At 68.0% G+C, this 24,238-nt stretch carries 17 protein-coding genes and 1 tRNA gene; 7 read left to right on the top strand and 11 right to left on the bottom strand.

Features of this window, described 5'->3' with window-relative positions; all coding sequences use genetic code 11:
* Positions 1–462 precede the first annotated feature (462 nt).
* Entirely contained in the window at positions 463–3,327 is a 2,865-nt protein-coding gene (locus PLE19_11775; protein ID HPD15625.1) for a response regulator, read from the top strand.
* A 395-nt stretch (positions 3,328–3,722) separates the two neighbouring features.
* Here PLE19_11775 and PLE19_11770 read toward each other — a convergent pair.
* Positions 3,723–3,798 (bottom strand) — tRNA-Gly (locus PLE19_11770).
* 67 nt (positions 3,799–3,865) lie between these two features.
* On the opposite strand from PLE19_11770, the gene PLE19_11765 reads away from it, so the two are divergent.
* Together PLE19_11765 and PLE19_11760 are read left to right on the top strand one after the other, a co-directional pair.
* The gene (locus PLE19_11765; GenBank protein HPD15624.1) at positions 3,866–4,951 is read left to right on the top strand and encodes an aldo/keto reductase; all 1,086 of its coding nucleotides are present in this window, start codon (positions 3,866–3,868) and stop codon (positions 4,949–4,951) included.
* An 88-nt stretch (positions 4,952–5,039) separates the two neighbouring features.
* Complete coding sequence (locus tag PLE19_11760; protein HPD15623.1) at positions 5,040–6,455, top strand: glycosyl hydrolase family 28 protein; 1,416 nt, start codon at positions 5,040–5,042, stop codon at positions 6,453–6,455.
* Positions 6,456–6,481: 26 nt separating this feature from the next.
* Here PLE19_11760 and PLE19_11755 read toward each other — a convergent pair whose 3' ends face one another.
* On the bottom strand, positions 6,482–7,894 hold the full coding sequence (locus tag PLE19_11755) for a sulfatase-like hydrolase/transferase (protein ID HPD15622.1): 1,413 nt from the start codon (positions 7,892–7,894) through the stop codon (positions 6,482–6,484).
* A gap of 212 nt (positions 7,895–8,106) precedes the next feature.
* On the opposite strand from PLE19_11755, the gene PLE19_11750 reads away from it, so the two are divergent.
* From PLE19_11750 to PLE19_11740, 3 genes are read left to right on the top strand one after another with little or no spacing between them, the layout of a single operon-like run.
* The gene (locus PLE19_11750) at positions 8,107–8,565 is read left to right on the top strand and encodes an outer membrane lipid asymmetry maintenance protein MlaD (protein ID HPD15621.1); all 459 of its coding nucleotides are present in this window, start codon (positions 8,107–8,109) and stop codon (positions 8,563–8,565) included.
* Entirely contained in the window at positions 8,562–9,221 is a 660-nt protein-coding gene (locus PLE19_11745; GenBank protein HPD15620.1) for an ABC transporter substrate-binding protein, read from the top strand. The genes PLE19_11750 and PLE19_11745 overlap by 4 nt, the downstream gene beginning before the upstream one ends.
* Complete coding sequence (locus PLE19_11740; GenBank protein ID HPD15619.1) at positions 9,218–9,952, top strand: VacJ family lipoprotein; 735 nt, start codon at positions 9,218–9,220, stop codon at positions 9,950–9,952. The genes PLE19_11745 and PLE19_11740 overlap by 4 nt, the downstream gene beginning before the upstream one ends.
* A 69-nt stretch (positions 9,953–10,021) precedes the next feature.
* Here the strand turns inward: PLE19_11740 and PLE19_11735 are convergent, their stop codons facing one another.
* The 7 genes from PLE19_11735 to PLE19_11705 all read right to left on the bottom strand — a co-directional run bounded on the left by PLE19_11735 (position 10,022) and on the right by PLE19_11705 (position 19,556).
* Complete coding sequence (locus PLE19_11735; GenBank protein ID HPD15618.1) at positions 10,022–11,065, bottom strand: alcohol dehydrogenase catalytic domain-containing protein; 1,044 nt, start codon at positions 11,063–11,065, stop codon at positions 10,022–10,024.
* 3 nt (positions 11,066–11,068) lie between these two features.
* On the bottom strand, positions 11,069–12,610 hold the full coding sequence (locus PLE19_11730) for a VCBS repeat-containing protein (protein HPD15617.1): 1,542 nt from the start codon (positions 12,608–12,610) through the stop codon (positions 11,069–11,071).
* Positions 12,607–13,536 carry an ABC transporter permease gene (locus PLE19_11725; protein ID HPD15616.1) on the bottom strand — a complete coding sequence of 310 codons (930 nt, stop codon included), beginning with the start codon at positions 13,534–13,536 and terminating at the stop codon, positions 12,607–12,609. The genes PLE19_11730 and PLE19_11725 overlap by 4 nt, the downstream gene beginning before the upstream one ends.
* Positions 13,533–14,441: an ABC transporter ATP-binding protein gene (locus tag PLE19_11720; protein ID HPD15615.1), complete on the bottom strand. Its 909-nt coding sequence runs from the start codon at positions 14,439–14,441 to the stop codon at positions 13,533–13,535. The genes PLE19_11725 and PLE19_11720 overlap by 4 nt, the downstream gene beginning before the upstream one ends.
* A gap of 70 nt (positions 14,442–14,511) precedes the next feature.
* Positions 14,512–15,939 (bottom strand): proline--tRNA ligase, encoded by a 1,428-nt coding sequence (gene proS / locus PLE19_11715; protein HPD15614.1) that lies wholly within the window; start codon positions 15,937–15,939, stop codon positions 14,512–14,514.
* Positions 15,940–16,181: 242 nt separating this feature from the next.
* On the bottom strand, positions 16,182–18,812 hold the full coding sequence (locus tag PLE19_11710; GenBank protein HPD15613.1) for a C39 family peptidase: 2,631 nt from the start codon (positions 18,810–18,812) through the stop codon (positions 16,182–16,184).
* Between the two features lie 45 nt (positions 18,813–18,857).
* Positions 18,858–19,556, bottom strand: a complete 699-nt coding sequence (locus tag PLE19_11705; protein ID HPD15612.1) for a hypothetical protein — start codon at positions 19,554–19,556, stop codon at positions 18,858–18,860.
* A gap of 275 nt (positions 19,557–19,831) precedes the next feature.
* Between PLE19_11705 and PLE19_11700 the strand changes: the two genes are divergently transcribed.
* The gene (locus tag PLE19_11700) at positions 19,832–21,481 is read left to right on the top strand and encodes a hypothetical protein (GenBank protein HPD15611.1); all 1,650 of its coding nucleotides are present in this window, start codon (positions 19,832–19,834) and stop codon (positions 21,479–21,481) included.
* Here the strand turns inward: PLE19_11700 and PLE19_11695 are convergent.
* Both PLE19_11695 and PLE19_11690 read right to left on the bottom strand, forming a co-directional pair.
* Positions 21,438–21,983 (bottom strand): LOG family protein, encoded by a 546-nt coding sequence (locus tag PLE19_11695; GenBank protein HPD15610.1) that lies wholly within the window; start codon positions 21,981–21,983, stop codon positions 21,438–21,440. The two genes, PLE19_11700 and PLE19_11695, sit on opposite strands and share 44 nt — an antisense overlap.
* Positions 21,984–21,986: 3 nt before the next feature.
* Positions 21,987–24,206 (bottom strand): hypothetical protein, encoded by a 2,220-nt coding sequence (locus tag PLE19_11690; protein ID HPD15609.1) that lies wholly within the window; start codon positions 24,204–24,206, stop codon positions 21,987–21,989.
* Between the last annotated feature and the right edge of the window lie 32 nt (positions 24,207–24,238).

Here is a 24,238-nt window from a genome sequence, read left to right as displayed (position 1 = left end):
GCATGTGACGAGAGGTCCAGGCGTTGATGTCGGGCGACGCGCGGGTATGTCTAGCCCACCGGAATGGGTACAAGTACGCCCTTGCGCCGCCCGGCATGCCAGGGTACACATTAGGTAACCTGGGGGTTTATGACCGGAGCTCCGCGCCCGCCGCTGGCCACTGACAAGCTGGCCATCGGCGGATGTCGTGCGTTGCTCCCGAGCGGCGGGGCATCCAGTGGTCGATTGCGCATGGCGTGTGGCCGGCGTTCGCGCCCGTCGAAGGGATTCCTGGGCGCGCTGGGGGGGTGGCGCGCGCCGGTGCCAGTCGCACGGTGAGGAACAGCCGCCCTCTCAGGCCGCGTGTTGCAGGATTGATGGGCACGCCGTGGCCCGCGGGAATCGGCATGGGCGCGCTGGGGCAGTGCAAGCCCGCCGCGTTCCCCGGCAGGCGAGGGGCACGTTGCCGGGAGAGACACGACCATGAGGCACCGGGGAGGGCTCGCCCCGAAGATCGGCGTTGCCCTTTGGCTTGTCACAGCGGCGACTGTGGCGGGCACAACGGCTGCCATGCTCGCCGGCCAGGGGGCGCTGCCGTGGACGCTGCTCGCGGTGGGCGCCCTGGTTGCCCTCAGCCTTGTGGCTTCGCTGTGGTGGTCATCGAGGCTGTTGCGGCCAGTGCTTGCCGTCGAGACGGCTGTGCGGCGCGTGGCCGCCGGGGACCTGACGACGCGACTCCCAACCGGCGGCGGGCGCGATAGCGATTGCTTTGCCAACAGCTTCAATGCGATGGTCAGCGCCATCCAGCAGCGGGAGGCCTGCCTTCAAGCCCAGAACCGCGAAATAGCCCGTTTGGTCACCGACGAGGCCCTCCACATGGGAGACCTCGCCAGCGCCGCACGCCGGGTCACCGAGACGGCCGCGCGGGTGGCCGCCGTGGCCCGCGCCGGCCTGTGGCTCTACAACAGCCATCACGATTCGATGGAATGTGTTGACCTGTTCGACGCTCGGAGCCAGAGCCACACGTCGGGCCAGGCACTCACCGAGCGCGCCTATCCCGCCTATTTCGCCGCGCTGGCGGGCACACGAGCCATCGTGGCGCCCGACGCCTGCCAGGACCCCCGGACCAGGGAACTGAAGGATCCCTACCTGGTGCCTGCCGGCATCGTGTCCGTGCTCGATGCGCCCATCCACTCCGGGGGCCGAGCCATTGGCGTTGTGTGCTTCGAGCACGCGGGCGGGCGGCGGGCCTGGGCGCCTGAAGAGGAGGTCTTCGCCGGCTCGACCGCTGACCTTGTCTCGCTGCTCCTCGCCGCCCGGGAGCGACGTGCCGCCCAGGAAGCTCTCGTGCGCGCCAAGGAGGCCGCTGAGGCGGCCAGCCAGGCGAAGTCCCAGTTCCTGGCCAACATGAGTCACGAGATTCGCACGCCGCTCACGGGTGTCGTCGGGATGCTGCAACTGCTGCGGCGCACGCGCCTCGATGCCAAGCAGGAACGCTATGTGGCGAACGCCACGGCGGCAGCGGAAACCCTGCTTGCCGTGATCGGCGACGTGCTCGACTTCTCGAAGATCGAAGCGGGCCGCCTGGAACTCGATGACCTCGCCTTCTCGGTCGCCGACGTCGTGGACGGAGCGGTCCGCTCCTTCGCGGGCAGAGCGGAGGAGAAGGGCCTGGAGCTGGCCTACCAGGTCGAGCGCTCCGTGCCCGACATCGTGCGCGGCGACCCGAACCGCCTGCGGCAGGTGCTCGTGAATCTGGTGGGCAATGCGATGAAGTTCACAGAGCGCGGCCAGGTGATCGTGGACTGTCGGCCCCAGGAGCGGACCCCCGAAGCCCTCACCCTTCGCTTCGAAGTCCGCGACACAGGTTGTGGCATCCCCGCCGACAAGCAATCCTCCGTGTTCGACTCCTTCACGCAGGTGGACGCCTCGCCAAGCCGCCGCTGCGGCGGCACGGGCCTCGGACTGGCCATCTCGCGCCAGCTCTGCGAAATGATGGGAGGCGCCATAGGCGTCCACAGCGAGCCTGGCAAAGGCTCCACCTTCTGGTTCACCGTCCGCCTGAAGGTGCCTGAGCCCGCCCAGGCGGCGAAGGCGGTGCGGCCGCGCGAACTGCCAGGCCTGCGTGTACTCATCGCCGATGACTGCGCCGCCACACGGCGAATCCTGCACGAGTACATCGCCTCCTGGCGCGCCGAAGCGGTGGAGGCAGCCGACGGCGTTCTGGTGCTGCTCCAGCTCCAGTACGCCGCCCGAGCGGGACGGCCCTTCGACGTGGCCCTGCTCGACTGGCACATGCCCGGGCTCGACGGCACCGAACTCGCGCGCATGATCAAAGGCGACCCCGAACTCAAAGGCACGGCCCTCGTGCTACTGAGCAGCCTCAACCAGACGCAAGGCGGGGCCGACACGGCCCGCTTCGCGGCCTGCGTGCCCAAGCCCGTGCGGCCCTCCGACCTCTACGACGCGATCCTGGTTGCCACGGCGGGCGAAGCCGCGCCTCAGTCCAGCGCGCCCTACGTCGCACCCGAGCCCGCACAAGGAAACCATGCCGAGGCCGTCTCTCCCGCCACGATCCTCCTTGCCGAAGACAACCCGATCAACCAGGAACTCGTGGCCGAAATGGTCAGCTCCCTGGGCCACCGATGCGAACGCGCCGCGACCGGCCGAGAGGCACTCGAACGAATCCGCCAGGCGGAACCAGACCTTGTGCTCATGGACTGCCAGATGCCCGAGATGGACGGCTACACGGCCTGCCGCGAGATACGCCGATGGGAGCATGGGCGAGGGCCCCGGGCGCGCCGCTTACCCATCGTGGCGCTCACCGCGCACGCCACGGCCGGCGACCGCGAGCGTTGTCTCCAGGCTGGCATGGACGACTACCTCGTCAAGCCGCTCGACCCTGAAGCCCTTGCCAGCGTGGTGGCTAAGTGGCTCTCGCCATCCAGTAGGCGGCAGGGCCCGGCAAGCCCTGCCCAAAACCTAAGCAACTCTCACCCTCCGCAGCCCCCTGTGTTCGACTACCCCGAACTCCTGCGGCGCTGCATGGGCAAGCGGGACCTGGCGGCGCGGCTGCTCGGCATGTTCTCCAATGACCTCCGCAACAGGCTCGCAACGCTTGATGTCGCCATCCAGCGGAGCGATCGAGAGGCGATTGCCTCCATCGCGCACTCACTCATGGGCGCCTCCGCCAATGTCTCCGCCGCGCAGATTCATCAGATCGGCACCCGCCTATTGGCCGCCGCGCGAGGCGGGGATATCTCAGAGGCCCCGCACCTGCTCGAATCCCTGCGTCAAGCCGAACGCGACTTCGCCGCGGCCGTCTCCCAGATCGCCCCTGGCGAGTGACCGCTGGGGCTGGCAGCTCCACTGGAGCGCAGCGGTCCAGTCCCCCCTCCGCGCTCTGTTTCTCCAGCCTGCTGGAAGCGATGCGCGATCCGCCCCCATCATGAACGAAGCGAACCGAGCTTGACAGACCGGGGAGCGCCTGCTATGGGTAGGCGAAGTGAGCGGGGATGGCGCCGAACCAGCGAACGGAGTTGGCGGCCTTAGATGTGGCGCGCGAGGTCGCACGGACGCTGGGCAAGGGCAGGAGCCCCGCATGGCCCGTCTCGCCCCGACACTGGCGCGCGCCGGCGACAAGTGGCGGGAGGAAGAGCAGAGAGCCCTCCCCTCCGAGCTAAGCGGGCCAAACAAGAAGGCCGAGAACCGTGACTTTCTCAGCGATTCTCGGCCTCTTGGCTTGGAGCGGGCGACGAGGATCGAACTCGCGACATTCAGCTTGGGAAGCTGACGCTCTACCGGCTGAGCTACGCCCGCTCTGATGCCCGTATCGTATCCCGCAGAGGGCACCTTGTCAAGCGCTTTTCCGCGGAAGGGGCAAGTCGTGGAGTATCGGATACTTGGGTCCACCGGCCTCCGTGTCTCGCGCCTCGGCTTCGGCTGCATCAAGTTCGCGCAGTGCCAGGAGGCCGAGGTGGCCGCTGCTCTGCGCCGAGCACTGGACCTGGGCGTGACCTTCTTCGACACGGCCCGCGCCTATGGCCCGAGCGAGGAGATGATCGGCCGGGCCATCGCCACACGACGCGGCGAGTTCGTGCTCGCCACGAAAAGCCTCGGGCGCACGGCCGCGGCCCTCGCCGCCGACCTGGAGACCAGCCTGCGGAACCTGCGGACCGACCACGTGGACGTCCTGTTCCTTCACACGGTGAGCGACGCCGAGACCTATGAGCACGTGATGGGGCCGGGCGGCGGCTACGCGGCCGCGGCCAAGGCAAGGGAGCAGGGGAAGGTCGGCCACATTGGCGTCTCCATCCACCGCGATCTGGCGACCATGCGCCGGGCCGTCGAGAGCCGGGCGTTCGAGGTTCTGATGGCCGCCGTGTCGCCGATTGATCAAGAGGGGGCTGCGGCGCTCCTGCCGCTGGCGCGGCAGCACGGTCTGGGCACTGTGATCATGAAGCCCCTGAGCGGCGGGCAACTCGTCAGCCCGCCCGGCCCGGGTGGCTTGCCGCTGTCGCCCGACCCCGTGGTGTGCGGGGCGCTGCGTTGGGTTCTCTCGAATCCCGACGCGGACACCGTGATTCCCGGGATGGTTTCGGCGCAACAGGTGGCTGATAACGTGGCAGCGGCCGAGCGCGGACCGCTGTCGGATGCCGAGCGGGCCGAGGTTGTGCGCACCGTCGCCGACCTCAAGAAGTCCTACCGCTACGGCCAGACCTGCCTGCGCTGCGGCTACTGTCAGCCTTGCCCGAACGGGATCAACATTCCTGCTATCTTCCAGGCGGCCGACGAGGCCAGGGAGTACCCCGACAACCTGAAGCGCATGGGCCGTGACCTCTATGCCGCCCAGGAGCGCACCGCCGCCGACTGCGAAGAGTGCGGGCGCTGCATGGAGCGGTGCCCCGCGAAACTGAACATTCCCACGCGCCTCCGTGAGGTGGCCGACTTCTTCGTCAAGGAGCAGGCGTAGGGCGTGCCTGCTTGCACGCGGAACCCTGAAGGGGGATCCTGTGGACACTGGAATGACCGGGGTGCTTCTCCTGTGGATTGGAGTGAGCATGAGCGTGATGGCAACCGCGGGCGAGACGCTGCGAATCTATCCCGCCCCCCAGGGTGAGCCGGCGTCGGCGGACTACCAGGTTCTCGTCAACAGCCAGCCGGTCTTCGTCTATCAGGCCAAGGTGCGTCAGGAGATCGCCAAGCCGCCAGGCTCGATCTGGACTCACGACGTGGGCTGCAAGGCGGAGGTCGCTTCGCTGGCCTACTTCGACTTCGAGGGCGTCGTGCAAGTCGCCGTCACGCCCGCCCGCCCCTTCAAGTCGGCGACGGTTCACCCGCTCTCGTTCGGCATCGAGCCGGCGATTGACGGGCAGACGATCCGCTTCGCACTCGACCGCCCGCGGAAGCTCACGATACTGCTCGACGGTTCGGACAGGCAGGCCCTCCATCTCTTCGCGAACGCGATGGAAACTGATGCGCCGAAGCCAGGCGACCCCAATGTACTGTACTTCGGCCCAGGCGTCCACAAGGTCGGCTCCACGCGGCTCAAGACCGGGCAGCAGGTCTACATCGCGGGCGGGGCGGTGGTGCGGGGGCAGATCCTGCCCGACGAGCAGCCGCAGCTTTCGAAGCGCACAGGGCTCAAACACTACAGCGGCGCCACGCTGCATCTCGACGGGGTGTCGAACGTCCGCATCCGCGGCCGCGGCATCCTCGACGGCGGCGACATGCCCCATGCCGCCCGAAGCCTCATCCTCGTCGCTAACTCGAAGGACGTGACGGTCGAGGGCATCATCCTGCGCGATTCACCGAACTGGAACGTCTGCATTGCCAACAGCGAGCGGGTCGTGGCTCGCGACCTCAAGCTCGTCAGCGGGCGGCTGAACAGCGACGGGATCAACCCCGTGAACAGCCGCAAGGTGGAGATACGCGACTGCTTCATCCGCAACCACGACGACTCCATCGCCGTCAAGGCCACGCGGCCCGAGGGCGAGTGCGCCGATATCCTGGCCGAGGGCTGCATCATCTGGAACGACTGGGGCTACGCCCTCGGCGTCACCTATGAGACGCGGGCGCCCATTCACGACGTCACCTTCCGCAACTGCGACGTGCTGACCGCGCTCTTCGCGCCGCTGGGCGTCTACATGGTGGATTCGGCGACCGTCAGCAACATCGCCTTCGAGGACATTCGCGTCGAGGCCACGCGCGACAAGTTGCTCCGCATCGCCATCGGCCACGACATGTGGGCCACGGACACCAAGCGCGGCCACATTCGCAGCATCCGTTTCACGGACGTCCAGTTCACCGGCAAGGGCGCGCCCGCATCCGAGATCAAGGGCTTCGACGCCGAGCACCTCGTCGAGGACGTGACCTTCACCCGCCTTCGCATCGGGGGCAAGGCCATCACCAGTGCAGCGGAGGGGCGGTTCACCCTCAACGCGCACACGAAGGGCGTTCAGTTCAGCGCGGAGTGAGCATCCCCGTCCCGCCGCATTCTAGTCTACTTCGCCTCTGGCCTCGCCTTGGCCTTTGGGGCGGCCTTGGCGCGCTCAAAAAAGTCGAGCGTGATCTCGGCTGGAGCCGGGTTCGGCACGTCGAGCGGTTGTGTGTCGCCAAAGAGCTTCTGCTGCTCGGCCATCAGGGCGAGCAGCTCCTTCACCCGCGTCGCCTGGGCGGGGTCGGCCGACATGTCTCGCGTCTCATGCGGGTCGGCCTCGAGGTCGAAGAGCTGGGTCCTGTTGACCTGGGGGTAACGGATCAGTTTCCAGTTGCCCCTGCGCACGGCGCGCTGGATGCCGAGGTAGGCCAGGAAGATTGTGTCGCGCACGCTCTCGGCCTTGCCCTGGATGACGGGCGCCAGGCTCTTACCGTCCAAGCCCTCGGGCACGGTCGCCCCCACCAGATCGCACACCGTCGGGAAGAGGTCGAACAGGTAGGCGAAGGCGTCCACCGTCTTGCCCTGGGGGACGCCCGGGCCGCTGAAGAAGAGGGGCACGCCCATGGTGTGCTCGTAGAGGTTCTGCTTGCCCATGAGGCCGTGGCTTCCGATGGCGATGCCCTGGTCGCTAGAGAAGATGAAAATCGTGTTGTCGAACTCGCCTGCCTCTTTGAGTGCAGCGACGAGGCGCCTGACCTGCTCGTCCATGCCCGTGATGACGGCGTAGTACTCGTGCAGGTGCCTGCGGACTTCGGCCTCGGTGCGGGGCCAGGGGGCCAGCCGCTCGTCGCGGATCAGCAGATCTCCGCTGTCGAACGGGTGGAACGGCGCGAAGTTGGGTGGCAGGGGGATCTTGTCGGCCTCGTACATTTCCAGGTACCGCTTTTCGGCCACGCGCGGGTCGTGTGGATTGCCGGGAGCCAGGTACATGAAGAAAGGCTTCGCCGCGTCGCGGGTCTTGAGGAATGCCGTGGCGCCGTCCACAAGGGCCTTGCAGGGGAAGCCGCTCTTGCGGTCGCCCTCGTCGTCGAGATAGTGCGAGTGAGTGAAGAGCTTCTGGACCTCGAGGTCGGTGTTGCTCTTCTTGCCGAGGTGCCAGGTCTCGTAGCCGGCCTCGTTCATTGCGGTGGGCAGGTTGGGGAAGCCCGGCGGCAGATTGCGCGCCGAGAACCACGCCCGCCCGCGCAGCATCATCATCCGGCTCGGCAGGCACACGGCCGCGCTGAAGCCGCCCATGCAGTAGGCGTTGCGGAAGACTATGCCCGACCTCGCCAGCGCATCGAGATTGGGCGTCTTGATGTGCGGGTTGCCCAGGGCGGCCACGGTGTCTTCGCGCTGGTCATCGGTGAAGAGGAAGACGACGTTCGGCCTGCGGGGCGGCGCCTCGGCGGCGCGCGCTGCCCCTCGCCCGGCCAGCGACGCGGCCGCGATGCCCGTGGCTTCGAGAAAACGCCGCCGGTTGAGCGTCCTGGCCAAGCGTTGCTCCGTTTCGTCCTCTCCATCGCCCCGAGGGCCGGCGCGCCGCAGACGCTGCGGCGGCACCCCCATTCTAGCCGAGGGCGCTGCCCGCGTGCAAGGGCCGTCCGCCGCTTGACATGGAACGGCTCATCGGCTACCAATAGTAGGCACACAGCGTGTTCGATCTTCACGTGCGCCCAAGGCGGCGGCGGGGTCCGAGGGGACGCAACATGAGAAAAGTGAGCGTGGAGCTGATCGTGGGCGGCTTCGTGGTGGCGGCCCTGGTGCTGTTCGCCTACTTCACCGTGCGGATCGGGAGCGTGGACGCGCTCGGCAGCGGCAGCTACGAGCTGACGGCGCGCTTCGCCGACGCGGGCAGCCTCAAGAAGGGCGCGTCCGTGGTGATCGCCGGCGTGCCCATCGGGCGGGTGCGGCAGATCACGCTCGAGAACTACCAGGCCAACGTGGTGCTGGGCATCTCGGGCGACGTGAAGATTCAGGAAGACGCGATCGCCACGGTGAAGACCCGCGGCCTGCTGGGCGATGCACTGGTGGACATCAGCCCGGGCGGCTCCGAGGTGCATCTGGCCCCGGGCCAGCAGATCCGCGAGACCGAGCCTGCCCTCGACCTCTACGCCCTCGTGGCCAAGTACATCTTCAGCCAGCAGTCAGGAGGCGGAATCAAGTGAGAGCAACCCTGCCCGTTACCCTAGCCCTGGGCGCGGCGCTGGCCGCCCTGTTCGGCGGCGTCTCCCGGGCGGTCGCCGCCACGATGGGCCCGCTCCAGCAGGTCCAGCAGAGCACCGACAAGCTCCTCGCCATTCTGAAGGACCCGGCGCTCAAGGCCCCCGAGCGCAAGGCCGAGCGCCGCGAGAAAATCTGCGCCGCCATCAACGAGCGCTTCAACTTCGCCGACATGTCGCAGCGCACCCTCGCCCGCCACTGGGCGTCGCGCACCCCCGCCGAGCGCGAGGAGTACACCCAGCTCTTCACCGAGCTCCTCCGTCGCACCTACCTCAGCAAGATCGAGGGCTACGCCGGCGAACAGGTCCAGTACAAGGGCGAACGCATCGAGGGCAACTACGCCCGCGTGGAGGTCCTCATCGTCACCACCAAGAACATCGAGGTCCCTCTCGAATACAGCCTGAAGAAGTACGACAGCGAGTGGCTGATCTACGATGTCGCGGTCGAAGGTGTGCGCCTGGTGAACAACTACCGCACCCAGTTCGCCAGCATGCTCAACAGCATGCCCTACCCGAAGTTCATCGAGAAGCTCCGCGCCAAGATCGCCGAGATGGATACCGACGAGGCCGCGCCCCCTGTGGTCAAAGGAAACGCACTGTGAGCACCCCGCGCCTGTCCCCGATGCTCCTGGCGACCCTGTTGCTGCTCGGTAGCCCGGCCCTGGCGGCTGCGGCGGAACCGGCGGAAGCCGAGGACGTGGACCCCTTTGAGAAAAATGGCGCCGACGACGAGATCGTGCCGCCGCTGCGCGACCCCTACCAGGGCATGAACCGCGCCTTCTACCACGTCAACGATAAGCTCTACTACTGGGTCATCCGCCCCGTGGCCCGGGGCTACAAGTTCCTCGTGCCACAGCCCGCGCGGGTCAGCGTTGGCAACCTTTTCAGCAACCTGGGCGCGCCCGGCCGCAGCCTCAACTGCCTCTTCCAGGGCGACCTCAAGGGCTCGGGCACCGAGCTCGAGCGCTTCGGCATCAACACCACCGTCGGCCTCCTCGGCCTTTTCGACCCCGCCAAGCACTGGTTCAAGATCAGGATGCGCAACGAGGACTTCGGCCAGACCCTGGGCGTCTGGGGATGGGGCATGAGCGTCTACCTGCACTGGCCGCTCGTCGGGCCCTCTTGCCCGCGCGACACGGTCGGCGCACTCGTCAACGCCCTGCTCGACCCTGCCACTTTCCTGCCCGGCGCCTCCCTCATCTCCCGCATCAACCGCACATCGCTCACCCTTGGGGAGTACGAGGACTTCAAGAAGATGTCCCTCGACCCCTACGTTGCCATCCGCGACGCCTACAACCAGAACCGTCGCCACGCCGTGAAGAGCTGGGACTAGGGTCAGTGCGGAGTTGCCCCGCCGCGCCCCGGCCGGGTCGCGACGGGCGCGACAGGCTGGGTCGGCGTATCAAGGCAGTTCAACAACGACCTTGATCATCCCCGGCGTGTGGGCGGCGAGGTCGGCGTAGGCCCGCGGGGCGTCGGCGAGGGGCACGCGGTGGGTGATGAGCCTGTCTGGGTGCAGGCGCCCGGCCTCGAGGAGGGCGATCGCCCTTGGGAAGTCGCCGAGGTTGAGCCTGGAAGTCCTTACCGTGGCTTCCTTTAGCACGAACTCGCGCCAGTAGACAGAGTCGGTCTGCTCGCCTTGGCCGATCATGGTGATCTGGCCGGCGGAGCGCACGAGGTGGAAGGCGAGCTCTGCCGGGGTGGGCTGGCCAGGGACGGGGGAGGGGTGGCCGACGGCCTCGATGACCTTGTCGGCCCCACGCCCTGAGGTGAGGCGCTTGACCTCGCCTAAGACATCGTCACGTATAGGGTTGAGTGTGACGTCCGCCCCGAGCTCCCTTGCGACGGCGAGGCGAGAGTCATCCAAGTCCACGCTCATCAGGAGGCGCGCCGGCGAGAGGCGAAGAACATCAAGGAGCGAGAGGCCGACCTTGCCGGCACCGAGGATTGTAACTATGTCGCCGGCCTCGACCTGCGTCTTGCGGGATGCGTGGACGGCGATCGAGTAGAGCTCAACCATCACGCCCTGGTGCATCGGGAGCGAGCGGGGGTAGGGATAGACGAGGCGCGCGGGGACGACGAGGCGTTGGGCGAGGCCCCCTGGGCAGTCAATCCCGATCACCTTAAGTGCTTCACATACATTGAGTTGGCCTTCGGCGCAACGCGGGCAGTGACCGCAGGAGAGGACGTTATCCACCGCCACAGGAGCGCCGGGCGCAAGGCTGGTGACGTCGGGGGCCGCCTTGATGACGGTGCCCGCCAGCTCATGTCCGAGGATGGCTGGATAGGGGACGCGGTGCTCCATGGTGCCGAGGTAGACGTGGAGATCTGTGCCGCAAATGCCCACTGCTCTTGGGGCTATGGCGACGTGGCCCGGGATGAGTGGTGGGTCCGGCACCTGGCGGACGACCATGCGCTGACGGGCTTCCAGGACCGCTGCGAGCATGCGTCACTTCTTTCGGGAGATGTAGACGGCGATGACCTGGTCGTAGTTGCCGGAGTAGAGTAGGAGGTCGGTGCAACCATCAGCATTGAGGTCACTTAGGGCGAGGCCCCCGAAGTTGGGGAGATTGTCGAGCACGATGTCCGGGTCACGGGAGAAGAGAGGATCGCGGCGACCGGTGTTGAAGTAGATTGAGATCTGCTCGGTCTTCTCGCGCACCAGAAGGTCAGGGCGGCCGTCGCCGTTGTAGTCGCCCTCGAACCTCATCATCGTGGAGAGGTAACGCTCCCAGACCAGGCCCATCATCGCCTCCATAAGGTCCACCTTGAAACGCATGGTGATAGGCTTCGAGGACGATGGTGCGACGCGGCGGTCGGGGCGGGTGCCGTAGCAGTTGGCCGCGCGGTTGAAGAGGAAGAAGTTGAGGTTGCCCTCGATCTGCCCAAAGGCCTGTCGGACCCATTTGGCGATTTCGGTGACGGTGATGTCGGTCTTGTACATGGCGAAGTCGAGACAGCCGTCGCCGTCGAAGTCGTGGAGCGGCAGGTTGGTGTGTATGAGGACGTTCTGGTCAACGATCACCTGGGTGGGGTTCTCGGGGAGCCTGCCGGCGGCGTCGGCGAGGAAGACGCGCACGCGGGTGACGATGTTGAGCGGGTCGTCCATTACGTTCTCTTCGGTGAAGCGGTCGGGCCTCTTGTCGCCATTGATGTCCACGATGCGGATGTTGGGGGCGACCTGGCTCTGACGGTCGGGGGGCAGGTGGGCGGCCGTGGTGTCGAAGGTGCCATCGAGCTTCTGGGCGAACCAGTAGGGGCCGGAGATTAGGTCGGGCTTGCCATCGCCGTTGACGTCGCGGCTTTCGAGGCTCGGGACGACCATCTGGAGGCGTGCGGAGCGGGAGGTGGTCTGGTGGAACTCGTCGGCCTTGTGGCCGGGAGCGGCGAAGTGGTGGACGATGGGGAAGAGGCTGAGGGTGATGGGCTTTGCGAACTGGCCGGCGGGCTTCTGGAGGTAGACGTCGGTGCCCTTGTCGTGGGGCACGAGCACGTCGTCGAGGCCGTCGCCGTTGGCGTCGAAGGCGAAGTTCCAGGGCAGCACTTGGACGTTGGGTTGGTACTGGGCGGCGATGCCGCTGCGGAGGGTGTTGAGGGAGAGGATGGTCTCGCAGCGGATGAGAGGGCGGGGTCGCGGGTTGAAGCGGCCGTCGGCCTGAACGAAGGCCCAGACCCCGTCGGGAGTCAGGATGAGAATCTCCTTGCCCTTGTCAGGGACGACGTCGGCGACGTCGGCGAAGTAGGCGGTGGGGCCGGTGATGAGGACTTCGGGCGTGGGCGAGTAGCCCGACTGCTGCGCGGGGTCGGCTCGGAAGATGGCGATGCGGCCGGCGGCCAGGCCGATGAGGTCGAAGCGGCCGTTCCCGGTGAGGTCCTCGGCGAAAATGCCGTTGTCGGCCTCGCCCGCGAGGTTCAGGCTGTGGTAGGTGACGGCGCCGGCGAAGCATGTGGCAGCGGACCAGAGCGCCAAGGCGAGGAGCGCGTTTCTCACAGCGTGATGTCCCTGCGACAGAAGAGGGTGACGGACACGAGGAGCGATACAGCGACATAGATGGCCGAGATGCCGACCCCGACCAGGGCGTCGTGCCATTGAGGAACGGTGCCCTTGCCCGCTTCGAGCATGAGGGTGGTGATGCGGGTCATCGGGTAGTTGAAGGCGAGGCGGCCGAGGTACTCCTCGAACACGGGGATGAACTTGGTCGCCTCGAGCGTCATGAAGACGCCCACGGCGATGCCCACCGCGAGGCCCGAGGACTCGATGAGGGTGCCGAGGAGGAATCCCAGGCTGACGCCGGCGAGCACGGGCACCACGAGCAGCATGAAGCCGTAGAGAATCTCGCCCATCACCTCGCCCCGTGTGGCGATGACCGTGTCGGGGTATTGCGGGTCCACCACGTCGGCATACGTCGGGAATCCGCCTGGCCGCGGGGCCAGCTCGCCTCGGTGGATGGGGAGCGAGTGCTTCTCGGGCACGGTTCCCCCGACGATCCAGGCGGCGAGCGCGGCTGCGAGGACGACGGCCACGGTGGCGAAGACCAGCGAAAGCACCTTGGCGATTGCGAACTCGAAGCGGCGAATGGGGCGGGCGAGGACGGTGTTGAGGGTGCGCCCCGTGGCCTCGCTCGACATCGCCATGGCGCCCAGCGCCGTGAGCAGCAGCGCGCTCACCTGGAGGCCGTAGCCGGCGCTGGCCACCCACAGGCTGTAGTTCGAGAAGCGCACGGTGGAGCCTGTGCTCTCGGTGAAATTCTTGGCCGCCAGCCCGAGGCCCGCGGTGACGAGGAGCGTGATGATCACGGCCGCGGGGAAGAGCTTGTGCGAGACGAGCTTGCGAATCTCCACCCACGTGAGGCGTCCGATCCGCCGCAGGCTGCCCAAGCCCAGAGGCCCTCGATTGTGCGACTTCGCGTCCGTCATTCCTTCATCAGTTCCATGAACAGCGTGCGCAGGCTCTTGGCCTGGGGAGACAGCTCCTCGAGTGCAACGCCGCCTTTGACCAGTGTGTCGGCGATCTGGGGGGCGTCGTCCTGTCGGGCCGTGACCAACAGCCGCCGGCCCTCCACGCTCAGGCCGTGGACCCAAGGACGGCCGTCGAGAAGGGCGCGGGCCTTGGCCGCGTCCGACACCACGGTGCGGTACGTGCGCAACTCCTCGGCGAGGAGGCTGCGCACCTCGCCGCACACGAGGAGTCGCCCGTCCTTGATGATCGCTGCCCGGTTGCAGATTTCCTCCACCTCTTCGAGCAGGTGGCTGGAGATGAAGATGGTGATCCTCTGGTCGCGGGCCAGGCTGCGCAGGAGGTGGAGGAATTCGAGCTTGCCCTCGGGGTCGAGGCCTGTGGTCGGCTCGTCGAGGATGAGCAGGGGAGGGCGCGTGAGGAGCGCCTGGGCGATGGCCAGGCGCTGGAGCATGCCGTGGGAGTAGGTCTTGACCTTCTTCAGGCAGGCCTTCTGCATGCCTACGGCCTCGATCACCTCATCCACGCGGCCCTTGGGCACGCCGCCGGCCACTTGGGCGAGGAGCGACAGGTTGCTCCGGCCCGTCAGGTGGCGATAGAACGCCGGAATGTCCACCAACGAGCCGATCTGCGCGATGGCGTCGAGGAAGTGGCGGCGAGCGTCCACCCCGTTCACCTCGATGCGCCCCGAGGTGGGGCGCACCAGGCCCACAATCATGCGCATCGTGGTCGTTTTGCCCGCGCCGTTCGGCCCGAGGAACCCGAAAACGTCGCCCTCATTGACCTCGAGGCACAGGCGGTCCACGGCCGTGAACCGCCCGAAGCGCTTCGTGAGGTCAATGGTCTTGAGGACTGCGGTGGCCAATGCGAAAGCTCTTGAAGAGGGGCTGGGGAGGGACTTCTCCCGAGAAGTCCCTCCCCAGGCATTCACTTGTTCAGTATGCCTTTGCCAGGATCACGCGGACGTTGGCCCTGCCGCCGGTGAGGAAGCAGGGGCCTTGCGGCTCGCCGCCCTGGCGCGGGATACAGCGGATGGTGGCCTTCGTCTCCTCCTGGATCTGAAGCTCCTGCTCGGTGGTTCCGCCCCAGTCGGCCACGAAGAAGCCGCCTTCGCTCTCGAGGCGCTCTTTGAACTCCGCGTAGGTCCTCACCTCGTGGGTGTTGGCCTGGCGGAAGGCGAGAGCCTTGTCGAACAGGCCCTTCTGGATGGCGGCGAGGGTGGCCGGCGCCTCGGCGACCACGGCGTCGCGCGGCACAGGGCGCTTCTCGCCCGTGTCGCGGCGGGCGAAGGTGGCCTGGCCCTGTTGCACGTCGCGCGGCCCGACCTCGATTCGCAGGGGCACGCCCTTGAGTTCCCACTCGTTGAACTTCCAGCCCGGCTTGTACTGCTCGCGGTCATCGAGCCGCACGACGAGTTCCTTGGGCAGCGCCTGGCGCAGGCTGGCCGCGAACTCGAGCACGGCGGCGCGCTCGTCGTCGGTCTTGTAGATGGGCACGATAACCACGTGGATGGGCGCCAGCTTGGGGGGCAGCACGAGGCCCTGGTCGTCGCTGTGCGCCATCACGAGCGCGCCGACGAGGCGGGTCGAGACGCCCCAGCTCGTGGCCCACACGTGCTGGAGCTGGCCCGCGGCGTCCTGGTACGTCACGTCGAATGCCTTGGCGAAGTTCTGGCCCAGCATGTGCGAGGTGCCGGCCTGGATGGCCCGCTTGTCCTGCGTCATGGCCTCGATGCAGTAGGTGCGGACGGCGCCCGCGAACTTCTCGGCCTCGGTCTTCTGCCCGGGCACGACGGGCACGGCCATGTAGTCCTCGGCGAAGGTGCGGTAGATTTCGAGGATGCGGAGGGTTTCCTCCTCGGCCTCGGCCTCGGTGGCGTGGGCCGTGTGGCCCTCCTGCCACAGGAACTCGATGGTGCGCAGGAACAGGCGGGGCCGCATCTCCCAGCGCACCACGTTGGCCCACTGATTGATGAGCAGCGGCAGGTCGCGGTGCGACTGGATCCACTGCTTGTACATCGCCCAGATGATGGTTTCGGATGTGGGGCGGACGTAGAGGGGCTCTTCGAGCTCCTTGCCGCCGCCGTGGGTCACGACGGCACAGTGGGGCGCGAAGCCCTCGACGTGTTCCGCCTCCTTCTTGATGAAGCTCTCGGGGATGAAGAGCGGGAAGTAGGCGTTCTGGTGGCCGGTGGCCTTGAACATGCCGTCGAGCGCCCGCTGCATGTTCTCCCAGATCGCGTAGCCGTGGGGGCGGATCACCATGCAGCCGCGCACGGGCGCGTAATCGGCCAGTTCGGCCCGTTGCACCAGCTCCACGTACCACTGCGCGTAGTCGTCGGCGCGCTTCGTCAGCTTGGCCACCCCGAAGTCTCCTGCCTTGGATGCGATGAAAGATGCATTATATCGGAGGGATCAGGCCATTGCAAACGACGGCCGAACGGCCAAAAAAGTAAAGCCCAAATCCGACCGAAGGAGATTACACGCACCCCCGAACGAACGAACGCGGCGAAGTGCACCGAGCCGCTGGTGCCTGGCGTGGGAAGGACGCCTCCGCCAGTTCGGCGCACGAGGCAGGCCTGGCCTGAACGGCGCGGGTTCAGGCCTCACTGCTGTTTGATCACCTTGCCCGTGGGGTCGTACTCGCGGTAGGTGCCGGGCACGGGCTTGCCGTTGCGATACTCGCACTCGACGTACAGCTTGCCGTTGCGCGAATAGGACTTGTAGTTGCCGTGGATGGCAACCATGCCGCCCCCGGCGCTGTCGGGAAGGCGCGTGAGCTTGTACTGCTCGAGGTCCTTCGGGCTCGCCAGGTGCGGCTTGATGTAGTCGAAGACCTCGTGCACGTTTCCGTTATCCCAGCGGGTGGTGGCGCGCCCGGTTGTGGTGGCGGGCACGGACACGGGCACGGGGTACTCGGCCTGCGCGAGGAGTTGCTTGGTCTTGGAGTCGTACAGGCGCACTCGGGCGGGGCGCGCGGGCACGGTCTTGTAGATGTGGGTGACGATGCGGTCGCGGGTGCGCACCTGCTCGCCGTCGCCGAAGTCCCACTCGTACTCGGCGTCGAGCGGGAGGTTCCCGACGATGGCCCTCAGGTACACGGCATCGCCAACGGCCTTGGGCGGGACCGGCTCGATGGCGATGGTGGGCGCCGGGGCCTTGGGCGTGTCTTTGGGCGGGGCGACGCTGCGGGGTCCGAGCGTGAAACGGAACTGCACGCGGTCCGCCTGGTCGGCGCGGTAGAGCACGTGGGCGTCGAAGACGTAGGTGCAGGCGGCCCTGTCGTTGGCCGGGTCGCGGAAGGCCGACACGGCGATCTCGCTGCCAGAAGCGGTGACCGTCTTGCCCCCCTTCGCGGGCAGATCAGCCGAGAAGCTCGTGGAGTAGCCGTGCTTGCGGTTCTGGTCGCTGTAGATGCGGTAGGCGACGCTCGCGCGGATCGCCTTGTCGTACCCCATATTGGTGAGCGCCACGACGGGCACGAGGGACGCGACGTCGCCCGGCAGCGTTGTTACCGTCCCGGCGTCCTTGCCTCCCTCGGTTCTCCGGAACACGAAGCCGTCCGCAGCCTCCGGGCTCCAGTGGAACCGGTAGGTGCGCTCGGGCGCGGCCTTGGTGGCGGGCGCGACAAAGCGCAGCGTGGTGCCGTGCGACGGGATGCTCAGGGTGATCTTGGGGGCCGCGGGATCGAGCTTCTCGGCTTGGAAGGTCATGGTGTACCAGAGGTCGCCGATGGACGTCTCGTCAGTCTCGGCGCTGATGCGGCTCTTGGTCTTGGCGGGCGTGGTGTCGCCCATGCCCAGGGCGGTGCCGAGCGAGTCGTCGAACGGCTTGGCCTCGGGCCGCTTGTGGCTGGAGTGGCCCGAGCTGGTGAGCCAACTGTTGTGGCCCATCACATAGGGCTCGTCGAGGGCGGGGTCATGCACGATCACCTGGTTGCCGTCGTAGCCCACCACCAGCCAGACGTGCTGCTTGCGCCCCGACCACACGAGCACGGGGTGGCCGTTGGCGCCGATGTCGTTCTTGATGGCGTCGAACATGGTGCGCTTGGCGCTCAGCGTGCCATACGAGCGGGTGGCCACGCGGCAGCCTGTTCGGTTGAGCACCAGAGGGTAGAGGGCCGACTGCCACCACGAGAAGCCGCCGAAGGCCGACGCGCCGGCGAACTGCTGCGCCGTGATGCCGTTCTCGCCCACTTTCATATGCCCGATGATCCCGTGGATGCCGAGGCCGCCCTGAGGGTCGGGGCGGATGGCCTGGAGGGCCATGTAGAGCGCCGCCGCCCAGCAGTACGGGGAGTCGCCCTGGCTGTAATAGGGGATCTCAAGCCGGCGCTCGGTGGGCAGCGTGCCGCCGAAGAGGCCGAAGAAACGCGAGAAGTGGTCGGTCTCGAACACCAGTTCGGCCCGCCCTCCGGCCCCTGGTTCGACACGGCTGGGCAGCAGGTGCTGCACTCCCGTGCGTGCATCGGTATAGCCGGCCGCCGTGTAACCCCCTGCCTCGTGGCCGGGCGGCGCCGGAATGCGGAACTGCACGGGCCGGGCGAAACGGGCGCCGTCGGGGCCACAGTCCAGGATCACCCGCTGCTGGCCGTGTGGGAGAGGGCTGGCAGGCTTCAGTTCCCTCACCGTGATGCGGGTCGGTGAGGACAGGGCATCGGGCGGGAACACGAGGGCAGCGCCCGAGGGCAGCGACACGGCGCCGCCCGTGGGGCCGAGGTCGCGCTCAGCGGTGGCGACGAGCAGCGGCTCGGGCTCGGCCAGCCCCGGGGCGCCCTTGCTCCCTGAGCGGACGAGTGCGGCCACGCCCCCGGCCAGCAGGGCCAGAGCTGCCAGCGCCGCTACCAGGCCCCACGCCCCCCGTCCGCGCGCGGGAGGCGCGGCGGCCACGGCCGCGGGGACAGGGCAGGGTGGCTGCTCCAACTCCAGGATCTGCCCCCGAAGCGCGATGCAGCGATCGAGCTGCGGCGCGATGGCAGGGTCGCGCACCCCGGCATCGCACAGGGCGCGGCCGAAGGCGCCCAGGGCCTCGGCCACCCGCGGCGCCCCCTCCGGCGTGTCGGGTGGCGAACGATGGACGGCGGCGTAGGCCGGCAGGGCCGTGCCCACCCGTGCGTCGGCTGCCGCGGCGCCGAGCGCGCAATAGGCTTCGGCCAGTTCGAGTTGCAGGCTGAGAAGCGCCGCGCGCGCATCGCAGGCCTGCGGCTCGGTCGGGCGGGTCTTGTGTGGGGTGCCCATCGGGGGTGCCTCTGCGCGAGGGCGGACGGCGCCTGTAGCGTCGGATCAGGGGGACGGCTCGGCGGCTGCCTCGGCCCTCTGCCGCGCGACCAGAAAGGCCACGAGGAACAGCCCCTCGGCGATGACCTTCAGCGAATCCTCGGCCACCGTCAGCCACTTATGGATGCGAGTCACCTGTTCGACGTCGGTGAGCGCCGGAAGCCATGGAAGGACGTCGTTGTGCCGCTTGCTCATCACGTCCACGACGACCATGGCGAACATCACGACGAAACCTGCCAGCAGGTGGGGTCGCACGCGAAGGCAGCGGGTCACCTCGCGACGGCACGCGATGAGTAGCGCGAGCCCCACGATCCCGTACAGGGCCACCAACGCGTCGTCGAGGTGCGCCGTGAGCGACGTGGGCTCCATCCGCAGCAAGCGGTGCACCAGGCGGTCCGTCCGCCCGTGCAGCCGGAACAGGTCGTCCGCCGCAAGGAACACGAAGCCCACGGCCATGAGCGCCCAGATGGCTTGCGGTGACCGCCACCAGGTGCCATGAATGGACGGCCGCCGGGCCTGGTAGATGCGAAACGACACCCAGCCCGTTGCGACCAGCAGAAGCCCCGAGAACCAGGTGACGACTTCGTTCTCGCCGAAATGTTTGGACACGTTGCCCGCGCTCAGCCCGGCCACGATGGCGCCCACGATCACCATCGCCTCGACCAGCATCACGATCCACAGCGGCGAGCGCTTCTCTCCGCCCAAGGCATCCCCTCTCGTGTCGGCGTCTGGCAGATGGCCATCGTCTGGCGCCCGCATGCGGGGATGATCGTACTCAGGCCAGACCATTCCGTCAACCGTTGCTGCCCGTTGACAGGCCGGTGCGGCGGGCCTAGAATGGCCGGCGGCTGCATTCCTGCCTCCAGCGGGGTGCGGGGGGGAGCCACGTGTGAAACCCGTCATGCAGGTCGAGCAGGTCAGACTGGTCCGACGCATCCGACCAGCCCTTTGGGTCCCATCCCGCTCAGAAGGAGATTCCCATGCGAGAAGCCGCCGTGTGGCTCGTCGCGGTCGGCCTGGGCGCTGTGGCGGCCCTGCGCGCCTCGGGGGCCGAGGTGCTCTACAACGGCATCGTGCTGCCCGAGGTCTGGCCGCCGAAGTACGACCGCCCGCCCAACGACCCCATGCCTGTGCCGTACCTGGCCCAGCCGCCAGGGGTCATTCCCATTGACGTCGGCCGCCAGCTCTTCGTGGACGACTTCCTGGTGCAGCAGACCACGCTGAAGCGGGTGTTCCACCGCGTCGAGTACTGCCGGGATAACCCCGTCGTCCGGCCCGACCAGCCGTGGGAGAACAAGGGCCGCGGCCTCTTCGCGGCGCCCTTCAGCGGCGGCGTGTGGTTCGACCCGCAAGACAAGCTGTTCAAGATGTGGTACTGCGGCGGATACCTGGCGACCGTCTGCTACGCCACGAGCCGGGACGGCATCGCCTGGGAGAAGCCGAAGCTGGACATCGAGCCCGGCACCAACGTGCTCTTCACGCCCGGCCTCGTGCCCGAGAACCGCCGCCACGACACCACGCTCGTGTGGCTGGACGCCGACGCTAGGGACCCGAAGGAGCGCTTCAAATACTTCGCCACCGAGAGCGATGGAAAGGGCTGGAAGCTGGTCATGCGCGTGAGCGCCGACGGGCTGCGCTGGAGCGAGCCCGTGGCCTCGCAGGCCATCGGCGGCGACCGCACGACCGTCTTCTACAACCCGTTCCGCCAGGTGTGGGTCATCAGCGAGCGCATCAACTGGGGCGGCCGCGCCCGCGCCTACACCGAGGACCCAGACCCCCGTGCTGCCTTGGCCAGGGTCGCCACGGCCCGCGTCAACTGGGTGTCGGGCGAGAAAGACGACCCGCGCAACCCCAACGAGCAATGGAAAGGGCTGGCCCCCCAGCTCTACAACCTCGACGCCACACCGTACGAGAGCCTCCTGCTCGGCCTCTTCGTCATCTGGCAGGGGCCGAACAATGGCGACTGTGGGCGTTTGAGCATGCAGAAGCGCAACGAAGTGCTCCTCGGCTACTCGCGCGACGGCTTCCACTGGAGCCGGCCCGACCGCACCCGCTTCCTCGAGGTCAATGAGACCGAGGGCGCGTGGAACCTGGGCAACGTGCAGTCCGTCGGCGGCGGCTGTCTTGTCGTGGGCGACAGGCTCTACTTCTACTTCAGCGGCCGCGCCAAGCCGAAGGGGCAGTGGGACGCCGATGCGGCGACTGGCCTGGCCTTCCTGCGCCGCGACGGCTTCGCCTCGATGGACGCCGCTGAGGAGGGCGGCACCCTCACCACTCGGCCCGTGCGCTTCAAGGGCAAGCACCTCTTCGTCAACCTCGCCTGCCCGAAGGGCGAGTTCCGCGCCGAGGTGCTGGGCGAAGACGGCAAGCCCGTCGCCCCCTTCATCGCCGACAACTGCGTGCCTCTCTCCTGCGACAAGACACTTGCTGCCGTGTCCTGGAAAGGCGCCGACGACCTCTCATCGCTCAGCGGCAAGCCCATGCGCTTCCGCTTCCACCTCAAGGGCGGCAGCCTCTACGCCTTCTGGGTCAGCCCCGATGCCAGCGGCGCCAGCCACGGCTATGTCGCGGCCGGCGGGCCGGGGTTCACAGGACCGACGGACACGGTAGGGTCCCGCGAATCACGCTGACCGCGTCCTCGACCGTGTCCGCGAGGGTGATGAGGGCGAGGTCCTTGGGTCGGACGGGGAGGTGCGCGCGGTAGGCGTCGAGGACGGCGCGCCAGGCCGGCCCCACGCAGATGAAGGGGCGGGGGGAGAGGGAGCCGGTCTGGAGGAGAGTCCAGGCGAGGGCGAATTCGGTGAGGGTGCCTACGCTGCCGCGAAGGCAGACGTAGGCTTCGCCCAACTCCAACAGGCGGCGGAGACGCTCGTAGAAGTCGGGGGCCTTGCGCTCGTCGGCAATATAGCGGTTGGCGGCGCGGGGGTCGAAGAGGGCGTTGGTGATGCCGATCGTGTGACCACCGGCCTCGCGTGCGCCGCGTGCGGACGCCTCCATCGTGCCGCCGTAGCCGCCGTTGCAGACGGCGAAGCCGGCCTGGGCGAGCAGGCGGCCGAGGCGCAGAGCCTCGTCGTACTCGGCGCTGCCGGGGCGGGCGCTGCTGGCGCCGAACACGGTGATGATGCGCGGCATCGCTCAGTCCACCGTGAAGACGACCTTGGCCGCGCCGGAGTTCTCGGCCTGATCCTTGACGCGGACGACGAGGGTGTGCTCGCCCTTTTCGAGGGCCGGAACCTTGAAGTCGAGTGCCTCGCCTTGGCTGTCGAAAATCCCGTCCGCGGGAGCGATGCTGGTCCAGTCGCCGCCGTCAATCGAGTACTCGCCTTCGGCGAGGCCGGTGCCGGCGTCGCTGCACTTGGCGGTGACGGTGAGCGACTTGTCCTTGGCGATGCGGATGGCGAGGCCGGCCACGGTGGGCGGCGTGTTGTCCACGAGGAACGCCTCGGTGATCTTCTCGCCCTCCTCGGCTTCGCCGGGGGGATTCGTGGGCGAGTCGCTGGCGACGACCCGGATGCGGTAGAGCCCGTCGGGTACGGCGTGGGTGTCCCAGTCGTAATAGGCCGCGCTCAGCTTGTCCTGGAGCTTCTTCCAGGTCCTCTCGTCCTCGCCGCGGAAGTAGACGGCGAAGACAAGGTCGTCCTTATTCGGGTCGGTGGCCTGCCACGAGATGCGGATGGTTTCGGCGAAAGGCCCGCGAGGGGAGGGGGGCGTCTGCGCTTTGCTGCTTTGCGAGGGCGCGGGCTGGACGGGCATGGGCGGCTGCATGCCCATCTGGCCGGGCTGCGGCGTGGGCATGGGCATCATGCGGCGCGGCTTGGGCGCGGTTTGAATCTGCACCTGGCTGAAGGTCGGGCGGCGGTTGTTCTGGGCGTAGGAGAGGATGACCTCGTCGAGCACGGGGGTGTCGGCCGGCCGCGAGGTCTTGAGCGTGGCGCGATACTGAATGAAGCGTGCCGACGGGCTGGTGATGCGGTCGCCCTCGGCACGGGTCAGCTCGTCGGACCACGGGCTCCACGTCTCGTCGGGCGTGGCGGTGTTGCCCGTGCGGGTGGCGAGGGTGACGCTCGTGCCCTTGGGCGTGCGGGCGTCCCAGGATGCCGTGCCCCAGCGCGAGTGCGATTCAGTGTCCTGCACTTTGGAGACCAGGGTGCCCTGCGCCACGTGGTCGGCGGCGACCTGGTAGACCTGGCCCGAGTTGGCCGTGGCGGCGAGCAGGCGGCCTTCAACGGCGAGCAGAGCCGTGATCTGCGAGCCGTCGAGGTTGGCCACGCGGGCCACCTGGGTGCCCTCGACGCAATAGAGCTTGCCGTCGTTGCCGGTGCCGGCGTAAAGGCGGCCGTTGTGCCACAGGAGCGAGTAGAAGGCGGCGCCGGCCACGCTCGCCACGCGGGCCACGTCGCCGCTGGGCATCAGGCGATAGATGGCGTTGCCGCCGCTCGGCTTCGCTGAGGGTGCGGCGGTGGCGCCGCTCGGTGGCGGCGTCTGGCCCGCCAATGCGTCGCCGCCCGAGCCGGTGTCGCTCGGGTTGCCGTGGCCTGACATGGTGAAGGTGCGGGCCGCGGTGGAGGGCGTGGCGGTTGAGGCCGCGGCGGCGCCGCGCGAGGCGCCGGCTGTGGCGAAGTAGAGGCGTCCCTGGGCGTCGAAGGCCAGGGCGCGAATGTCATCGCCCTCGGCGTCGTAAGCCACGCGGCTCTCGCCCTTCGCGCTCACGTGGTAGAGGAAGCCGTCCCTGTCGCTCCCCGCATAGACGGAGCCGTCGGCGGCGAGGGCCAGGCTGAGGATGTGGCGCGAGCCGGCCTTGAGCAGGGTGTCGGCCTTGTCCTTGCCCGCGATGCGCAGCACCTTGCCCTCTGGGCCGGTGCCGGCGTAGACCGCGCCGTTGGGGGCGACGGCGAGCGCCCAGATGTAGGGGCCGTCGGCCTTGTAGTAGGCCTCGGCCTTGCCGTCAGGCGCGATGCGGTAGAGGACGCCGGACGGGGCGGCCGCTGCGTAGACCGCGCCGTCGGGCGCTACGGCGACAGCGAGGATTGCGAGGTCGGTCTTCTCGGGCGAGGTGAAGAAGGGCTCCGCCTTGCCGCCGCTGATGCGGAGGACTCTGGGCTCCGTGCCTGTGGCCGCGTAGAGGGTGCCTTTGGGATCGGCGGCGAGCGCCCACACGTGGGGCACGGGGTCCTTCAGCAGGGGTTTGAGCTCAGGTGCCAGGACGAGTTGGCCCAGGGTCAGCACGCTCACGCCCTGGGCGTCGCCGGCGTCGAAGTCGCTTGATGTCGTCTGCACCCATCTCTCCACCGGCACGGCCCAGGCGGCGGCGGCGAGCATCGCGACCACAGCGGCGAGGACCAGCTTCTTCTTCATGCCTTTGGCTTCCTTGTGAAATTGCAGGTCGC

The sequence above is a fragment of the Planctomycetota bacterium genome (assembly GCA_035384565.1).
Taxonomy (GTDB): Bacteria; Planctomycetota; PUPC01; order DSUN01; family DSUN01; genus DAOOIT01.
The sequence above is the reverse complement of the archived record's forward strand: the minus strand, read 5'-3'. Positions and strand labels throughout refer to the sequence as shown.